General features: G+C 47.8%; 16 protein-coding genes and 1 pseudogene. 7 read left to right on the forward strand and 10 right to left on the reverse strand.

Features of this window, described 5'->3' with window-relative positions; all coding sequences use genetic code 11:
• Nucleotides 1–386: 386 nt before the first annotated feature.
• The 7 genes and pseudogenes from C161_RS07675 to C161_RS07705 all read right to left on the reverse strand — a co-directional run bounded on the left by C161_RS07675 (nucleotide 387) and on the right by C161_RS07705 (nucleotide 5,562).
• Nucleotides 387–914 (reverse strand): ankyrin repeat domain-containing protein, encoded by a 528-nt coding sequence (locus C161_RS07675; RefSeq protein ID WP_036669294.1) that lies wholly within the window; start codon nucleotides 912–914, stop codon nucleotides 387–389.
• Nucleotides 915–948: 34 nt separating this feature from the next.
• Nucleotides 949–1,404, reverse strand: a complete 456-nt coding sequence (locus C161_RS07680; protein WP_036669535.1) for an NUDIX domain-containing protein — start codon at nucleotides 1,402–1,404, stop codon at nucleotides 949–951.
• 159 nt (nucleotides 1,405–1,563) lie between these two features.
• A pseudogene (locus C161_RS07685) lies at nucleotides 1,564–2,052 on the reverse strand (GNAT family N-acetyltransferase); the annotation flags it as partial.
• 148 nt (nucleotides 2,053–2,200) lie between these two features.
• Nucleotides 2,201–2,611: a flagellar basal body rod protein FlgB gene (flgB, locus tag C161_RS07690; protein WP_036610664.1), complete on the reverse strand. Its 411-nt coding sequence runs from the start codon at nucleotides 2,609–2,611 to the stop codon at nucleotides 2,201–2,203.
• Nucleotides 2,612–2,794: 183 nt separating this feature from the next.
• Nucleotides 2,795–3,610 (reverse strand): adenosylmethionine decarboxylase, encoded by an 816-nt coding sequence (gene speD, locus C161_RS07695; RefSeq protein ID WP_036610662.1) that lies wholly within the window; start codon nucleotides 3,608–3,610, stop codon nucleotides 2,795–2,797.
• 157 nt (nucleotides 3,611–3,767) lie between these two features.
• Complete coding sequence (locus C161_RS07700) at nucleotides 3,768–4,346, reverse strand: DUF1273 domain-containing protein (RefSeq protein WP_036669296.1); 579 nt, start codon at nucleotides 4,344–4,346, stop codon at nucleotides 3,768–3,770.
• Between the two features lie 67 nt (nucleotides 4,347–4,413).
• Nucleotides 4,414–5,562, reverse strand: a complete 1,149-nt coding sequence (locus tag C161_RS07705) for an RluA family pseudouridine synthase (protein ID WP_156946088.1) — start codon at nucleotides 5,560–5,562, stop codon at nucleotides 4,414–4,416.
• Between the two features lie 190 nt (nucleotides 5,563–5,752).
• Here C161_RS07705 and C161_RS07710 point away from each other — a divergent pair, with 190 nt between their 5' ends.
• On the forward strand, nucleotides 5,753–6,160 hold the full coding sequence (locus tag C161_RS07710; protein ID WP_036610660.1) for a hypothetical protein: 408 nt from the start codon (nucleotides 5,753–5,755) through the stop codon (nucleotides 6,158–6,160).
• A 217-nt stretch (nucleotides 6,161–6,377) separates the two neighbouring features.
• Here the strand turns inward: C161_RS07710 and C161_RS07715 are convergent, their stop codons facing one another.
• Nucleotides 6,378–7,088, reverse strand: coding sequence for a GT-D fold domain-containing glycosyltransferase (locus C161_RS07715; RefSeq protein ID WP_036669298.1), 711 nt, complete (start codon nucleotides 7,086–7,088; stop codon nucleotides 6,378–6,380).
• Nucleotides 7,089–7,400: 312 nt separating this feature from the next.
• Between C161_RS07715 and C161_RS07720 the strand changes: the two genes are divergently transcribed.
• The 5 genes from C161_RS07720 (at nucleotide 7,401) to C161_RS07740 (ending at nucleotide 13,014) form a co-directional block, all read left to right on the forward strand.
• Nucleotides 7,401–8,090, forward strand: a complete 690-nt coding sequence (locus C161_RS07720; protein WP_036669300.1) for a glycosyltransferase — start codon at nucleotides 7,401–7,403, stop codon at nucleotides 8,088–8,090.
• Between the two features lie 18 nt (nucleotides 8,091–8,108).
• Nucleotides 8,109–9,098, forward strand: a complete 990-nt coding sequence (locus C161_RS07725) for an SDR family NAD(P)-dependent oxidoreductase (protein WP_036669305.1) — start codon at nucleotides 8,109–8,111, stop codon at nucleotides 9,096–9,098.
• 75 nt (nucleotides 9,099–9,173) lie between these two features.
• Nucleotides 9,174–10,577: a nucleotide sugar dehydrogenase gene (locus C161_RS07730; protein ID WP_051449657.1), complete on the forward strand. Its 1,404-nt coding sequence runs from the start codon at nucleotides 9,174–9,176 to the stop codon at nucleotides 10,575–10,577.
• Nucleotides 10,564–11,310 (forward strand): class I SAM-dependent methyltransferase, encoded by a 747-nt coding sequence (locus C161_RS07735; protein ID WP_036669308.1) that lies wholly within the window; start codon nucleotides 10,564–10,566, stop codon nucleotides 11,308–11,310. Before C161_RS07730 ends, C161_RS07735 begins: the two co-directional genes overlap by 14 nt.
• A gap of 573 nt (nucleotides 11,311–11,883) precedes the next feature.
• Nucleotides 11,884–13,014 carry a glycosyltransferase family 2 protein gene (locus tag C161_RS07740; RefSeq protein WP_036669310.1) on the forward strand — a complete coding sequence of 377 codons (1,131 nt, stop codon included), beginning with the start codon at nucleotides 11,884–11,886 and terminating at the stop codon, nucleotides 13,012–13,014.
• Between the two features lie 612 nt (nucleotides 13,015–13,626).
• Here C161_RS07740 and C161_RS31440 read toward each other — a convergent pair.
• Together C161_RS31440 and C161_RS07750 are read right to left on the reverse strand one after the other, a co-directional pair.
• On the reverse strand, nucleotides 13,627–14,151 hold the full coding sequence (locus C161_RS31440; RefSeq protein WP_051449642.1) for a DUF5412 family protein: 525 nt from the start codon (nucleotides 14,149–14,151) through the stop codon (nucleotides 13,627–13,629).
• Nucleotides 14,152–14,174: 23 nt separating this feature from the next.
• A complete protein-coding gene (locus C161_RS07750) occupies nucleotides 14,175–15,068 on the reverse strand; it encodes an AraC family transcriptional regulator (protein ID WP_036669311.1) in 894 nt (297 codons plus the stop codon).
• A 114-nt stretch (nucleotides 15,069–15,182) separates the two neighbouring features.
• Here C161_RS07750 and C161_RS07755 point away from each other — a divergent pair, with 114 nt between their 5' ends.
• Complete coding sequence (locus tag C161_RS07755; protein ID WP_036669313.1) at nucleotides 15,183–17,003, forward strand: ABC transporter ATP-binding protein; 1,821 nt, start codon at nucleotides 15,183–15,185, stop codon at nucleotides 17,001–17,003.
• Nucleotides 17,004–17,044: the final 41 nt, after the last annotated feature.

Consider the following 17,044-nt stretch of genomic DNA (forward strand, 5'->3'; position numbering starts at 1 on the left):
AAACGGTTCTTACTCCCTGGAAAAAATATGATGTATCGCGATTTCTATATAAGTTGAACTATATTTACACGAGAACGTAGAGGACTGAAATAACGTGAAGAAGCGGAGCTAAAAGCTTTCTGAAAGAAAGCTCCTTCGGAAGCATACACTTCGCCTTTATCGCCAGATTTTCACCTTTGTAAAAGTGAATTAAAAAAATCTGGGGATAACAGCGATCGGAGGGTTGTTCTGTCATCGGAGTGGCAAGTGTAAATATTCTTTAGCTCAACTTATATAGTCTCTCGATAGAGGTATGTAATCGAACAACAAATAACCGTCAGACCTTCTCTTTGTACTCCAAAAAGAGTCCTGACAGTTATTCGCGTATTACTCACGTTATCTAATCATTATTGCTGATGCGCTGTAACGGCTGCTCGCAGACATGAAGCTGTAGACGTGTTACCACTTTCAAGTGAAATCTCTAGTGCGGTCTGGCCTGCTGAGTTTAGCGCGTTTGGATCAGCTCCATGCTGAAGTAACATCTCGATAAGTTCGATCTGATCCGTATGAAATGCTGCCGAGTGCAACGCATATTGTCCATCGCTGTCCAGAATATTCGTGGATGCCCCATGTTCGAGTAAAAGTTGGATAACTTCTGGTGAACGTTCTCCGGCAAGTGCGGCATGCAGTGCAGTATTGGACGGGATAAAGGAAATCTTGGAATGAGAAAGGGTGTTAACATCTGCTCCATGCTCCAGAAGGAGACGAACTGCTTCTGCTTGTCCATAATGAGAGGCATATCCCAGCGGAGTTAACCCATCCTGATTTTCAATATTTGTGAGTTCCGGGTGAGAAGCGAGCAATAATTGCAGGTTGTCCACATCTCCCGCCTGTGCAGCCTGAAATAATTGATTAATCTGTTCTGCATGATTCATAAAGGAATACCTCCATCTGATGAGATATTAGAATTTACAGGGATTCATTATACAGCTTCTTCACAGCTTCCAGCCCAGGTACCGCAAAGCAAGCGAGTGGAGAGGGCAGATCATTCAATGGGAACCAACCGATCTCACCGATTGCTCCGCCTTCTTCCAGATTACGAGCATGACCGCCAATCACCTTGGTGGAATAGAGCACGGATATCCAATGTTCCTTCTGTTGTGGCTGGATCGTCTCCGCCGTGCAGAGCAGACTGTCAATGGCGATATCCAGATTCACTTCCTCCTTGATTTCACGGATGACGGCAGTTTCCAGTGATTCATAGGGATCGACTTTCCCGCCAGGAATACTCCAGGTGTGCTGCTCGGGCTGACGATTCCGCCAGGCGAGAAGCACTTCGCCCCGTTCATTGAGGATGACCGCACCTACGCCGATGCGAGGTGAAATTTCAGATTCACCTTTTGGAACAGAACTTAATTCCGACATTGACAGCGCAGCTTGTTCGTTCCCATTAGGTTGTGAAAAACCACCCGCTACCATATCCCCAGATTCAGGAGTACGAGTAGACTGGAATGACAAGGGAAGCCCAGCCTGTGCGGACCATTCTTCGGCAAGGATACTCATCGAGATCAGGTCGTAATGCATGCCATCCCGCAAAACTGCTGAACGCTGGCGACCCTCTTCCCGGAATCCGGCTTTTAGGTACGCACGTCTCGCGGCTTCATTGTATTCAATGACTTCCAGCGCAATCCGGTTTAGGTTCAATTCGTGGAAGCCATATCGAAGAATCAGAGCCAGAGCGTCGCTTCCGTAGCCTTTACCTCGATCATTTTCTTCGCCGATACCAATGGCCAGACGAGCCGACCGATTGTTCCATTCAATTCGGTAGAGGGCTGTGAATCCAATGAATCGGTTACCCTCCAGTGTACGTAATGCAAATTCAAATCCGTTGTCGCGGCGGACAGACGAAGAACCCGTTTCATCCGGCGTTAACGGGATCGCGATATCGGTATCCATGTTACGCAAATATTCATAATCATCTGTGAAGCGGGAGAGACGCATGCAATCTTCCGGGCATGGGGCCGCTAATCTGACTTTGGAACCTAGAAAACCATTTAAATGACGTGGAGACATGTTGCACCTCTTTTATTCGATATGAAATCAATCGTTTCTCCCCATTATACTACGAACAGGAGAGGATACCGAAAAATGGCACCAAACGAGCTACACTCAGGGAAAAACAACAAAAAAAAGCAGCCGTTTCGGGCTACTTGTACATTCATTATTTCAGATCATTCAATAAATTCTTCATTTTTTTGTAATGTCCACTGACCCGATCAACCATGTAGTTATACATGAGCTGATTCTCCGAAAGATTCGCCATTTCCTTGTCAATGTCAACGTTATTGTTGTTATTGTTCATGGCTGTTTCGTTGTTCTCGACAATTCGGTACTGTACGATCGAAGAATTGGGATCACTGATAGGAAAGTGTTTGTCATGAGTCCGCTTCATGGCGAGCTGATCTGTTTTGCCATTTTCAACGATACGTCTCAACTCTTCCTGAAACTCTACCGTTTTCTTTTTGTAGTTAGGCGTGTCTGCATTGGCTATGTTGTTGGTAATGGCATTATGCTGTGCAGTAAGCGCTTGTAACAGTGATTCGTTACGTCTTGTCGTATTCGTTTCGATCACGGGCTCAGTCTCCTTCACTGTAGATTGTACAGTTACTTCTATAATAAGAAATTAAGTTGCACACTGTCAACATAACAAAGAAAAAGACAAGCACATGCCGGAGGTCCCCCGATAAGAAGAACCCTGCCTTCATGAAATCTTGTCTTAGATTTTGCCCTCATGGATCAGCGTTGAACAACCTCTTTAAGAGGGACGATTAATATTTTTGCCGTAATAGATCTCGTCCATCTCCAGCTTCAGCCACTCCGTAATCTCCTGTTGTTCCTTCTTGCTGAGCTTATCCTTGGTGTACCCAAACAGATAATTGTCGAGATCGAATTCCCTCAATTTACATTTGGTGTGAAAAATATTCTCCTGATAGACGTTCACGTCAATCATGTCAAAGCTGCTCTTGATCTCATCCGGAATATAATTCTGAATCGAGCCGATCTCATGGTCAATGAACAGCTTGCGTCCGCTCGTATCCCGCGTAAAACCACGCACCCTGTAATCCATCGTCATAATGTCCGTATCAAAGGAGTGGATCAGATAATTCAGTGCCTTAAGCGGTGAGATCTCACCACAGGTGGAGACATCAATGTCCGCACGGAAAGTACTTATACCTTCACTAGGATGAAACTCAGGGTAGGTGTGCACAGTGATATGGCTTTTATCCAGCTGCATGACAACGTTATCGGGTAGAGGGCCGGGAGATTCATCGAGTGATTCTTCGGGGATCTCCACAATTGGACCTTCCGAGACAAGCATCGTAACACTCGCACCTTGAGGCACGTAATCCTGCTGGGCAACATTAAGAACGTGGGCTCCGATGATGTCGGAGACGTTGTTCAGAATTTTACTCAGCCGGGCGGCGTTATACTGTTCATCAATATATTCAATGTAAGCTTCGCGTTCGTCTTTGGTTTTGGTATAACAGATATCGTACATATTAAAGCTGAGCGACTTGGTCAGGTTGTTAAATCCATGCAGTTGAATGCGCTGCTCTGGCGTAATTGTCATGGTTGCAGTTCCCCTTATCCCATACGACATATCATCGCAGTTATAATACTACTTATACCCAACCTGCCTCGAAAAAAAACATATGTACGTCATTCAAAATACGATTCCCCTCTGATGAAAACTATGCATGAATGGACTTCAGATGATCTACATTTTTTCAGAATGAAGAATCGTCAAAGTCTATAACATCGTTCATGCGCTCATCCTCAGCTACAGATTGAATATCCTCTGAAGTGACACTGATGATTGTATAGTCCTCGTTCTGCTGTTTCTTCACGGCTTTTTCCTTCACAAAACGGGGGCTGCCTTCTCCGGCATCTTCGTCATAGACGAGCAGAAGACCATCGCTTTTACGCAGCAACAGGTCATCCCGTGCAGTGAACTGCCACGGCCCGATATAAGGTTGATTGCTAATCGCACCGTAATAGTCCACACCCGAGAGGATGGAACGGTAATACTCCTGCTTGTCTTCTTTCCATTGCTCCTCCGGGTTCTGAAAGGCAGTGATGATCGACAGCTTCAGATGTGGATACGTCTTCTTCAGATCAATCACCACTTCGCAGGCCCACAGGTCCACACCGTATTGTCCCGGCGTCAGCACCCATTCCAGACCATCCTCCACGAGGGGAGTGAGTCGGGAAGAGATGGCTTTTTTGATAAAAGGAATACCTTCATGCTTCTGTCCAAAAATCTGCAATTCATGTGCCCGGTAACCGGTGATCAACAGGTTTTTCAGTGTCCGTTCCTCCTTTCAGGCATGATCAATCGATCAGTTGATCAGTCGATTCTATATAACGATGCAGTTATTTCACGGGTGGAGTTTCTGCACGGAACGGATACAGGAATGGCTTTGGAATATCCGTTTCAAATGACATTAACTCATCCGTTGTGGGATGGATAAACGAGAGTATACGTGCATGAAGTCCGAGACGGCCAAGGTCTCTTGTGCGTGCACCGTATTTTCTGTCACCGGCAATCGGATGTCCGAGATCTTCCATATGCACACGAATCTGATTTTTACGCCCTGTCTCCAGACGCACTTCCAGCAAGGAGAACTCACGGTTCGACTTCAGACGTTTGTAATGTGTGATGGCATGTTGTCCATCATTCGGACGAGAGCTGGAATACATTTTCAGCGTTTTGGTTTCCTTCAGCCAGGAAGAGATGGTGCCTTCTTCTTTGGCTACTGAACCTTCAACAAGGGCAACGTAGACGCGGTCCTGCACATTTTCTTTCCAGTTGTTTTGCAGCTTCTGCTGTACCTCTTCACTTTTGGCAAACATCATGACACCTGACGTATCCCGATCCAGACGATGTACAACAAAGATCCGGTTGAGCGGATTCGTGCGGCGTACATGCTCTGTCAGTTGGCGATAAGCCGTCAGGTCATCCGTCTTGTCAGCAGCGATGGACAACAGTCCGGCTTCCTTGCGGATCACAATGATATCATCGTCTTCATGCAAAATGTTAATACCCGTCAAGGATGGAGCAGCGACTGCACCTTCTTTTCGAATGTAGACAATCTGACCTGGCGTCAGCGCTTCATTAAACTTGGTTACAACCTTCTGATCCACGGATACCTGTCCACGACCCAGAATGGACTTCACTGCGTTCCGTCCTGATTTCAAATGCTGCAACAGGAAATTCAACAGTTCATCCGGTTCGGTCACTTTGTACTGGCGTGGTGGTTCCTGCTTGCGATAGTAGGAATTGCCTGGTCGTTTGGATGCGCTGGCATTTTTGGGTTTGTTGCCTCCAGCTTTCTTGGGTGCACCCGATGATTTAGCGGTTATTGGCTTCTTATTCTCCTCCGTATTGCGTGATGCGGAAGCACCTGATGTTTTGGCAGATGAGAAGTTGGACTTGCCGGAACGTGCTGAAGATGAACCTGTATAAGATTTACCCTTGGCCGAGGCCGATGTCTTGCTGGTTGGACGTTTGCGTTTATTCATGAATAGTAATCTCCTTCTGAACAGCCTGTACCGCTTGTGTGCATACGATCCGTTCATTTTCGTTATGCAGTTCAATATACCATTAACAGTCGACAAATAAAAATAGGTTCATACAATCTGCTATACATCCAATCATAAGAGTAGTGAGATTCATAGGATAGGGTATCCCATAGCATTGGAGGTGTTACTCATGGGCGTGTTTCTCGATATGAGAACTTCGATGAACTCGGCAACCGTAGGACAGCCCGGTTTGTCACTGTCAGAATCCCCGACAGCTTTTGGCACCATTGGTCTACAGACGCAGGGTGTGGTGAATCCCATTATTACGTTGAACGGGACAGTAGGTGTTACGGGAGAACTGGGAGATACCTTTGTTGTGGAGCTTGTGCGAGGTTTTTTATATGATCCTTTCTATATCATCTACCGTGCTGAAGGTACGATTGGACAGAACGGAGGTGCCGAATTCCATTCGTTCACAGCTCAGGATCTGTCTGCACCACCAGCATTGGAAAGTGTGTATACTTCGTTCATCTCGGGGGTGTCCACAGCAGTAAGAACCGGGCCGGAGATGTTATACGGTATTGCAGCCACCGGTTAGTAGTGAAAGGCGAAATATAACAGGCAGAGTGCTTCGTCATCACTTCTGTTGACGGCAGAGTTCGCTTCATACCCCAGATACGCAAGACAATGCAACGATAGGTTTCGACTAGCGCTCAGCAAGAAACCCCCGGCTCAAGAAGTCGGGGGTTTTTGCCGTACAAGCATCTGCACGTTTCAATATAAATCACGAATCTAAAGTTTGAAACTGTCCAGGATCAGTTGGCACGGCCTTTCAGAATGATGTTGTTGGCTTTGCCAAAGTCAATGGCCACTTTGCCTGCAAGTGCAGCTGTTCGCTCCGCAAGGATAACCGCGTTGACGCCACAGGAGAAGAGAGCGACATCGAAGGTATGTTGATTATTCTGAATCCAATGCAGCGTTTCATCCATTTGATCATAGCTGTCAAAGGGCAGGGCAGTCACAATGTTTAGATTATACGGATCACGTTCGAGCATGACACGCAGTGCCTCAATCTCACGAGTAACGAGTAACACACGCTTGCCTGCAAGCATCTGCCAGAAACGCGGGTTCTGCGCCAGTTCCCGATTAACACAGGCATGACAAGTCATCGGAGGAGAGATGCCAAAGTGTGCAAATACCATGTCGGTCAGGGGTCTTTTGAGATAATCGGGAGCATTAATGGTGCTGTCACCACGAGGAAGAATGCCCACGATATCGGCACGTTGCAAGGAAGCGGCGACTTCATCCCGTAGTTTCGGGTTGGGAAGACGAAGTCCCTTTTGCCCTAGGTTGGCTTTCTTGGCCCAACGCTCCTGAAGGACCTGTTCCGTGGGCCATACGGTTTCTTGAGACATGACGATATTCTCGCCATCACCGACTCTTACAAGAGACAGCGGTCGGTGTTCTAGAAGTGCCGCTTCGAGCTGATCAAGCACACCTTCCATTTCAAGATAGATCGAATTCATGTGATGGGTTGCCTCCTTTGAAAATTGAACTGTTCTATTCTATGTTGCGAATACCGTAACGATATGTACGTTCGACCCAAAGGGCGCCATCTTCGGTTGTATATCAATCTATTTATATGAAAGTTAGTACATCTGTCGGTACCGCTTCTATCAACGTTTCATACGATATAGAGTGCTGGATTCACAAGCGAGATGTGGCTTGAAAGCGATCAGATAGATAGAAGATGGTCTTCGTAGGAAGACGGCATCAAAACTATGAAAACAGTCTGTATCCGGTAAACGGAACTTGCAGCGTTCATGAGGAGGAATGTTATGTCCAGGAAAGTTGTGATTGAGATTAACTTTAACAATTACGGGATGGACCCACAGCGATTAACGCGGGAATGGCTGGAGCGTCGGATGGGCATCTTCCGCACGTTCACATTGCATTGCCTGAAGGCGCAGACGAATCAGGATTTCCTCACAGTGGTGAAGTTGTCCAAGGAATCCGGGGAATTAATGCAGGAGATTCTGGCGGGTCAGGAGCCGCTTCCCTCCAATATTCGTTTTGGAACCAATATGGAGAGTGTGCGTGCCATTTTGGCGTTTGCCAAAGGTGCGGAGCAACTCTATATTGCCCGTCTGGATTCGGATGATCTATACCATAAAACCTTTGTTCAACAGCTCTACGATATTCAACCACAGCAGCAGACGATGGCATTGATTAACCAGAACGGATATCTGTGGGACAGTGTGAATAACGAGATGGCCCCAGCGTTTCACCGTTCTCCACAGTTCTATGTCTACTTATATAAGACAGCCGAATACGCAGCAGGATACCGGGTCAAGCTCCCGGGCAGAGGTACACATGGCAATGTCATTGAACTGCCGCACGAGCTGCTTGCTCCGCGCAATTATGTCAACATCGTGCATTCGAGCAATACTTCAACCAAAAAGGTACCGCCCAAAGACCGGTTAAGCCGGGATGAGATGGCACAGGTACTACGCGAATTCATGATCTGATCAGGGAGGGATTCATCCATGATTCAAGGACAAACGATTCTGATCACCGGAGGAACGGGCTCCTGGGGTCAAAAGCTGACCGAGGTGCTGCTGGAGCAAGACCCGGCTGAGATTCGCCTTCTGTCACGTAATGAATACGCCCAGATTGCGATGCAGCGAGAGTTCAACCATGATCCGCGTCTGCGATTCATCATTGGGGATATCCGCGATAATCGGGCAGTGGAAGATGCATGCAGAGGTGTGGATGTGCTCTTCCATCTGGCTGCGCTGAAGCATGTTCCGGTCTGCGAGGACCAGCCTGATGAAGCGTTCAAGACCAATGTGATCGGTACCCAGAATATTATTCGGGCTGCGATACGTATGCAGGTTGCCAAAGTCATCGATGTGTCCACAGATAAGGCGGTAGATCCGATTAACGTATATGGCATGACAAAGGCTTTGGGTGAAAAAATGATGATTCGTGCCAACTGGCTAAGTGAAGGTACCCGGTTTGTCTGCATCCGCGGGGGCAATGTGCTTGGAACCAGCGGCAGTGTTGTGCCCTTGTTCCGTCGTCAGATCGATGAAGGCAAAAGCCCGACCATTACGGACAAAGGCATGACCCGTTTTTTCCTGACGCGTACCGAAGCTATACATTTACTGCTTAAGGCGGCTGAGGCGGCCGTGGGCGGAGAGACTTTTGTGATGAAAATGAAAGCTTGCAAGATGACGGAACTTGCATCCGTCATGTTGGAACAGGCAGGTCGTCCATCCTTCGATTATAAGGTGACGGGAATACGTCCAGGCGAGAAATTACATGAAGTGCTGATCTCGCCCTTTGAAGCGCCGCGTACGTATCAATATGATGCGCAGTATTATGTCATCCTGCCGGAGCACAAGGACAAGAGCCTAACGGATCAGTACAGCAGTCTGCCACGTGTGAACTTCTCCGAGTATCGCTCGGACAGTGCCATGATGAACAAACCAGCGATTGCCCGGTTTTTGCGTGCAGGTGGCTATATCGATTAGGGTGTGTCTCAAAACTCGTTCGGAGTTTTCAGACACACCCACCGAGGGGAGGCGGAGCGTTTGGAGGTGGAAGGAATGGAAGAAAATCATCAACACAACCAGCACGAAGGTAATGAAGAGTTACAGCAACGTACCCTAATACAACATATTAATGACCGCTCCCTAAAAGCTGTTGTCATTGGTCTCGGTTATGTTGGTTTACCCATGGCTGTAGAGATGGCACAGGCAGGTTATCAAGTCCACGGGATTGACATCGATACTTCCAAGGTAGCCAAGCTGAACGCCGGGAATTCGTATGTCATAGGTATAGAAGATGATGTTGTGCAGTCGCTTATGCAGGCTGGATTATTCACGGCAAGCACCGATTATGCAGCGGTGGCACAGGCCAATGTCATTGTAATCTGTGTGCCCACTCCGCTGACTGCCGAGCATCAACCGGATATCTCGTATATTTCGGCGGCGGTGGATGGCATGAGTCCTTATTTGCAGGAGGGCAGCCTGGTTATATTGGAAAGCACGACCTATCCGGGCACAACGGAGGAACGTGTGAAACAACCGATTGAAGCGGCAAACGGCTGGCGAGCTGGAGAACAGTTCTACGTCTGTTATTCTCCAGAGCGGGTAGATCCGGGCAGTGTGCATTATGGTGTGAAAAATACCCCGAAGATTATTGGTGGCTCCACACCCGCTTGTCTGAATTATGGTAAACAGTTCTACGGCTCGTTCCTCAACGAAGTTGTTCCGGTTAGTTCAACAACGGTAGCGGAGACGGCAAAGCTGTTCGAAAATACATTTCGCAGTGTCAACATTGCACTCGTGAATGAGCTGACTCCGGCCTGTGAACAGATGGGTGTAAACATCTGGGAGGTGCTGAATGCGGCGGCGACCAAGCCGTTTGGTTATATGCCATTCTATCCCGGTCCCGGCATCGGCGGGCACTGTATCCCAATCGATCCGATCTATCTGTCCTGGGCTGCGAACCGTCAGGGATCGGAGCTGCAGTTCATCCAGCTGGCGGATGCAACCAATCGGCAAATGCCAGAGAGAGTAGTGAAGCGTGCCTCGGAGCTGCTGGAACAGAATGGTGTAACTGTGCGAGGAGCACGTGTTGTACTGGCGGGTATGGCTTATAAAAAAGACATTGACGACTTGCGTGAATCGCCAGCGCTGGACGTTTATCGGCTGCTGAGCGCAGCGGGTGCAGAAGTGGTTTTTACAGATCCAATGGTGCCTGTCTTCCGCAAGGATGACGGTACAGTGCTTCAATCCCGGCCGGCTACGCCGGAATTGTGGACAGGAGCTGATCTGGTGATCATCACCACGGATCATTCGGGATTCGATTATCAGGAAATGGCAGATCATGCAAAGCTGATTTTTGATACACGCAATGCAACGGCCGGATGCCTCGGGGGAAATATTGTGGTGCTGGGTCAGCCGGTTCATCGGGTGAAAACGGGAGAAACCTATGGCCAATCATGATCGAGTGAGTGAACGCTATTACGGCGAGATCAATTCGGAGGATTCTCATGAAGCGACAAGAACGCGTATCCACTGGATGTGTCGTGAGGCGACTGGCAAACGCATCCTGGATGTCGGGTGCAGTCAGGGCATTACGTCCATTCTGCTGGCACGTGAAGGATTTCGTGTAACAGGGATTGATCTGGAAGAAGAAAGTGTTCGATATGCGCAAGCTGAGCTTGCCAAAGAGTCTAGGCCAGTTAGGAACAATGTGGATTTTCGAATGCTGGATATTACGCAATGGAAAGTAAGGACTGCCTTTGATACTGTGCTGCTTGGAGAAGTGCTGGAGCATTTTGCTCATCCGGAGACGTTGTTGATCCAGATTTATCGGCTGTTGCAAGGTGATGGGACGTTGGTTGTGACTGTGCCGTATGGGTATCACCCGTTCTATGACCACAAGCAGACCTTCTATGCGGGAAGCCTGGCGATGTGCCTAATACCGTATTTCGAAGTCTTGAAACTGGAAGTTCATCATAAATATCTATGTTGCGTGGCCCGCAAACGGCCGAGTACACAACTGCATATGTCGCCGACTTTGGACCAACTGATGGAGTGGATGGAACTGGATCATGTCCATTTTGCCGAGGTGGAACATCAGCACCTCCGCGTAATGAAGCAGCGCAAGAAGGCACTGGACAGTGCGGTGGAGCAGGTGAAACGCCTTCGCCGTCAGGAGAGTGGGGAAGGGTAGCAACAGCGGCAAGGGCAGGGGTATTCTAACGAATCTCACACGTCTTATTTTGATGAATTAGACGAGATGAGAAATGTAACGAATCTCAGCGGCGCTATTTCATCTGAAAGCTGCGATAAACGACGAATGGATGCCTATAATGCGAGAATAGCGGGTCTCAGATTCGTTACATTTACCAGGTGGCTGAAATACACCAAATAGCGTCACCTCAGTTCGTTAGCCACAGTGAAGATGAAATGAATTCCGTGATCAATACCAATACCAAATAAATTGGATTAAACATTTACACGAAACGGAGAAGACAAAAAGAATATCAAGAAGCTGAGCTAAAAGCGTTCTGAATGAAAGATGCACCGGAAGCATATGCTTCGCCTTTATCCCCGGATTTACCCTTTATAAAAGGAATCAAAAAAATGGGACTAACAACGATCGGAAAGTTTCTGTCATCGGAGTGTCCAGTGCAAATCTCTTTTAGTTCAACTTATGATAGTACTTTGTTCGGAGTATTTAACCAACAAAAGCAAATCGTTATGACATTTCGTAATACGCGTACGACAGGAAGGGGCTCAAAACGTGATCACCATCAGTCTGTGCATGATTGTGAAGAACGAGGAACGCACGCTGGCGCGCTGTCTGGACTCGGTTGCCGGCATCGCGGACGAGATCGTCATTGTGGATACCGGTTCATCGGATCGCACGATGGACATCGCTGCGCAGTATACCGACCATGTCTACACGTATGAATGGAAGGAAGACTTTGCCGCAGCGCGGAATGAGTCATTCGCCAAGGCCACGCAGGAGTATATCCTATGGCTGGATGCGGATGATGTGTTGCTGCCCGCGGAACGGGCGAAGCTGGAGGTGTTGAAGCAGCAGCTTCCGTCAGGGGGGAAGACGGAAGCTGTGATCTTGAACTACACGCTGGCCGAGGGAGCGGAGGGGAGTCCACTTGTGACGGACCGACGCCTTCGCCTGGTCAAGCGGGATGCCGGGTGCCGCTGGCATGGCCGGCTGCACGAGCAGCTTAGCTTTCCGCGGGGCGAGGTCATTACGGCAGATATTGCCGTCACGCATCGCCGCGAAGCGGGACATCATTCGGCGCGAAACGTGCGCATTCTGCGCAAATGGATCGTCGAAGAGGGCGTAGCCCAAGGTCGCCTGCTGTTCTATTATGCAGGCGAGTGTTATGACCGCCAGCGTTATGCGGCGGCGGCACGCGGATACACGAAGCTTCTGGAGCAGCCAAGCGGTTACCGCGAGGATCGCCTGATTGCCTGCGCGCGGCTGGCGGAATGTTATGAACGACTGGGTGAGCCGGGCCGTAAGCTCGGAGCATTGCTGCAGTCGTTCCAGTATGATCTGCCACATGCCGATTTCTGCTGCGCTATTGCGGCCTGTTTCCATGAACGGCAGGAACCCGTCTCGGCGATCTACTGGTATATGCAGGCGGTGGACGTGAGCAGCCGCGATCCGGGTCTGCGCCCGGTGCCTAGGGCTTGCCGTACATGGCTGCCACATGCTCGTTTATCCCTTTGTTATGCCCATCTGGGCAACTGGGAGCAGGCACTCATGCATAACACCAAAGCCCGTGAGTACTTGCCCAACGATCCCGGGTTGCTTGCTAATCGGCAGAAGCTCGAAGTGGTGGTACGCAAGGAGATGAAGGAGCGGGAAGAACGTGGTGAAGTGTCACCGCGTAAGTAGGGAGACGAACTGGGACAGATGAGGACAGAAGGGTTTGAAGCGGGAGTAGAGATAGAGAAAATAGATTGAAGTAGAAGTGAAATAACACAAAAACTAATCCGTTGCTGGTAGGATGCGATAGGGCGGATCAGTGAAAATAAGGGTTGAGTGGAGATAGAGTGTAAGGCACAATTGCGAGCAGAAGCAGAAGCAGAAGCAGAAGCAGAAGCAGAAGCAGAAGCAGAAGCAGAAGCAGAAGCAGAAGCAGAAGCAGAAGAGGATTAAGAGGTAGAATAGATATAATAGATAAATATGATGCTGCCATATGTTTAAAGTCCGATAGCTACGAAGTTGTTAGTGAACAAGCATATTAGATCACAATAAAGTATAAGTAAATAAACGATAAAATGCAGAACAAGAGCAGCCCCGCTCAGCCGAAAGAGTCGGTGAGAGGGGCTTTTAATGCTTCTCGTGCTGCGTGTATCTCCTGCCATGGTGTAATGAAAGTAGCATTTGGTGAAATTTTCACAAGGCATACAGAGCATTGGGACTTTTGACATGCGGTGCAGTGAAGATTACGCATCATGATGGAACTTCGCGCGTTTTAGACTTACACTATGTTGCTAAGTTGTTTTACTTTTCGGGTGCCAAGCATCGCACAGACTGGTCCTTCATTCGTAAGCTTTTGCAAGCCCAGCCCCAGCCATCATATATTTCGTCATCGATATTGAGGGTCATGGTCTCATCCGTATATTCATTCCAGTTTTCAATCCGAAGTGTGTTTTCACTGTCCCATTCGAGATGGTTATTTCCGTGGTGCTTGCCACGATAGATCGTTTTTACCGTGGCGTCCTCAGGGGCATTTGTCTTCTTTACATCGACCCAGATCGTAATCCCGCCTGCGGCACCACCATAGGGCACACCATAAATCTCGGCAGTATACTCACCATTCCTTGAAGGCATGGAATAACTCAATTCCCCCAGCTCGGAACGGTCAAATGTGGAGAAGTAAGGACGGAGCCAGAAATACAGGAATACGGCGGCAAACAGTACAAGAATCAACAATGTTAATGTAGTGAGAATAGGGTGTCTACGTATCCAAGGTTTGCGAGAATTTGTATTGGATGAACTTGAATTAGCTTGAGTATTTGAGTCCATAAGGTTGAACCTCCATATGCAGCTTACAGTGAAATTTGCTTTGCAGGAATATAAATGTCCATCTCTCCGTAGTAGTCCTGAGCCAGACTGCCGTCAATTCTTTCAAAATAGTAGGGATCACTCTTCTCGTACCCCGAATGGCTCTGCCAATATTCATCGATAAATGTCCAGACACTGTCCAGATGATCAATATTGATGAGACTTGGATGGAAATCACAGACAAATTTGAATACGGCATACTGGTTGGCTGGGACCTCAATTCCGTCCAGTTCTTCAGGGATATGATCCAGACTGGTGACCTCTACAGACGGCTGATATGTACTGTAATCCTCGTTAATTTCATTGGTAAATCCGATATATACGTTGGGTTGCAGCACGTTAGGAATCGAATGAAAGTGTTTGTCAAAAAAGTCGTTGCCTGCTGAATTGGCTTCATAGTGCTCTTCGTTATCCGCATACCGAATGTGGGACCGTTGCCCAATGAGTTTCATAGCCGGTTTTCGTACATACGTTGGTTTGAAAATATATCCATATGGAAGCGTTGTGATCATGGACGAAGTCATGCGGGCAGTGAATTCAAGGTCTCCAGCTCCCTGTTTGCGATACTGCAGGGGTGTAATGCCGAAGGCTTGTTTGAAAGCACGTATGTAGGATTGTTCATGTTCAAAAGCGTAATGTCCGCTGATATCGATAATCTTCCAGTTCAGATTCACCAATTGCTCTAGGCTGCGTGCCAATTTGCGTGAACGAATGTATTCTCCAGGCAGTTGTCCGCTGACATGTTTGAACATGCGATGCAGGTGGAATTTGGATATATGAGTCACAGATGCCAGATGATCCAGCGTTAATTTGTCTTGAATATGGTCTTCTATGTAGTCGAATAGCTTATCCAGTGTGTTTAGCAGATCGTGTTGCATATCAATCTCCCTACTTCTAATAGTACTTACAGCAATAAATGTTCATTTTTTCCTTATCACCGATGATATCATAACCAAGTACATAATTTAATGACAAGATTGGAGAAAGCATCCATGTTTGCTGACAAAAAAAATTATACAACGTTAGGCATGTTAACTCGATTATGGACACTAACGGGCAAGTACCGTATGTTCATCATTCTGTTACTTTTCGCCGCATGTATGGTCTCCCTGATTGAGGTCGGTTATTTGGAATCGATCCGAAGACTGGTCAAAGGCGCGACTGAAGCACAGTTTTCGTTACTCTACTCAGGTTTGATCATAGGCGTTAGCATTGTAGTATTACGATTGATTGTAACCGCATTCATGACGAGGGTCGAGACGTTATTCCAGCAAAAGACATTATTGTCTGTGCAGTCTCTACTGCTCTCATCCTTTAGCAACACAGAGACACGCGATCTGGCGCATTATCATACAGGTGACCTAACCTCTAGGGTCTGGACTTCAGCCAAGGAAGCACAGAAGGGGATCAACCAACATGGCATTGAACTCGCGAAAAATATCATTCAGCTGATTCTTGCCTTTGCTTACTTCAGCTGGGTTAACTTGCCGCTGTCGTTGGCTATCATTGCATTCACTTTGATCTATCCTCTTGTAACAGTAGGACTGGGTAAACGTCTACAAAGACGGCATGATCAGTTGAATGCCAGTGCAGCATCAAGAGATGAGATACTGACTGAAATCATCCAAGCCCCGGTTGAGATCCGAAGTTACGGACTCGCGGGTTATGTACACCATCAATTTAAAGGTCGAATGGATCAGGTTTTCAAACATACGATGTCTGTATCTGTGTTACAACGACTTTCGGAAGCAGCCGGACGGGTCTCCACGTATGGTGGCATGATTCTGATTCTCTATCTAGGCGGCATGCAGGTCCTGAATGGACATATGGATGTAGGCGGACTGGCAGCTTTTCTGGTAGCAAGCAGTCAGTTAACTCGTCCGATTGAATCGTTATCTGGGCTGTGGAATGATTTTATTGGTTCGGCTTCTCATGCGTCCAGAATCTTTGAAGTGCTGGATTTGGAGAGAGAGAACACGGTTGCTAATACCAGTACAAATACACATGTACGGCCCGATACGTATTTAGTGCAGCTTGAAAAACAATCTAAACCGGCTGGCATCAACGTGCAGCATGTGTCTTATAGGTATGCGGAGCAAGAAGAAGTGTTAACAGATATTTCTTTTGAGGCCAAGAAAGGAAAGCTTACTGTAATCACAGGGCCAAGTGGGTGCGGAAAAACCACGTTATTGAAATTGATAGCCGGATTAGATAGACCTGTTACTGGTTTGATCCAGGTCATGGATCAGAAGAGTTCACTGAAGGATATGCACGAAGTTCAGACAGGGAATGTCAATCAGGTGTATGTTCCGCAACAAGCCTTTATTTTCACAGGAACAGTGGAAGAGAATATTGTTTTTGGACAAGAGGGGGTATCTGCCGATCAAGTAGAGGTCGCGGCCCACATGACACATGCACATGACGCGATTATGCGTCAATCGCTCGGCTATGGGACAGAGCTTCAGTCACAAGGCGGGACGATGTCGGGTGGTGAGCTTCAGCGTATTAGTCTAGCCAGAGCGATGCTGAGGAATCCGGATATTCTTCTGTTGGATGAACCGACGTCATCTCAAGACCCGTGGCATGAGCAACGTTTGAATGATCTTTTTGCCCGAATCACTGCTGACAAAGGCACAACGGTTATTGCCGTTACTCATCGATTATCGCTGATCGAACGGGCAGATCAGGTCATCTATATTCAGAAAGGACGCGTCAAAGATACGGGGACTCATCGTGAATTGCTGGATCGTCCAAACGGATATCGAAATTATATTGCGGAGCAGGATACGGAAGTGGAGGAACAGCATGAGTAACAAGACCGAAGATGCAGCATACACCGATGAAGTTGAAATGA

This window comes from Paenibacillus sp. FSL R5-192, assembly GCF_000517845.1.
Lineage (GTDB): Bacteria > Bacillota > Bacilli > Paenibacillales > Paenibacillaceae > Paenibacillus > Paenibacillus amylolyticus.

Coding starts and splice junctions, on each gene's coding strand:
- C161_RS07675 (WP_036669294.1), bottom strand. CDS start 914: ATGAATCATGCAGAACAGATTAATCAATTATTTCAGGCTGCACAGGCG.
- C161_RS07680 (WP_036669535.1), bottom strand. CDS start 1,404: ATGTCGGAATTAAGTTCTGTTCCAAAAGGTGAATCTGAAATTTCACCT.
- speD (WP_036610662.1), bottom strand. CDS start 3,610: ATGACAATTACGCCAGAGCAGCGCATTCAACTGCATGGATTTAACAAC.
- C161_RS07705 (WP_156946088.1), bottom strand. CDS start 5,562: ATGAATAAACGCAAACGTCCAACCAGCAAGACATCGGCCTCGGCCAAG.
- C161_RS07710 (WP_036610660.1), top strand. CDS start 5,753: ATGGGCGTGTTTCTCGATATGAGAACTTCGATGAACTCGGCAACCGTA.
- C161_RS07715 (WP_036669298.1), bottom strand. CDS start 7,088: ATGAATTCGATCTATCTTGAAATGGAAGGTGTGCTTGATCAGCTCGAA.
- C161_RS07720 (WP_036669300.1), top strand. CDS start 7,401: ATGTCCAGGAAAGTTGTGATTGAGATTAACTTTAACAATTACGGGATG.
- C161_RS07725 (WP_036669305.1), top strand. CDS start 8,109: ATGATTCAAGGACAAACGATTCTGATCACCGGAGGAACGGGCTCCTGG.
- C161_RS07730 (WP_051449657.1), top strand. CDS start 9,174: ATGGAAGAAAATCATCAACACAACCAGCACGAAGGTAATGAAGAGTTA.
- C161_RS07735 (WP_036669308.1), top strand. CDS start 10,564: ATGGCCAATCATGATCGAGTGAGTGAACGCTATTACGGCGAGATCAAT.
- C161_RS31440 (WP_051449642.1), bottom strand. CDS start 14,151: ATGGACTCAAATACTCAAGCTAATTCAAGTTCATCCAATACAAATTCT.
- C161_RS07750 (WP_036669311.1), bottom strand. CDS start 15,068: ATGCAACACGATCTGCTAAACACACTGGATAAGCTATTCGACTACATA.
- C161_RS07755 (WP_036669313.1), top strand. CDS start 15,183: ATGTTTGCTGACAAAAAAAATTATACAACGTTAGGCATGTTAACTCGA.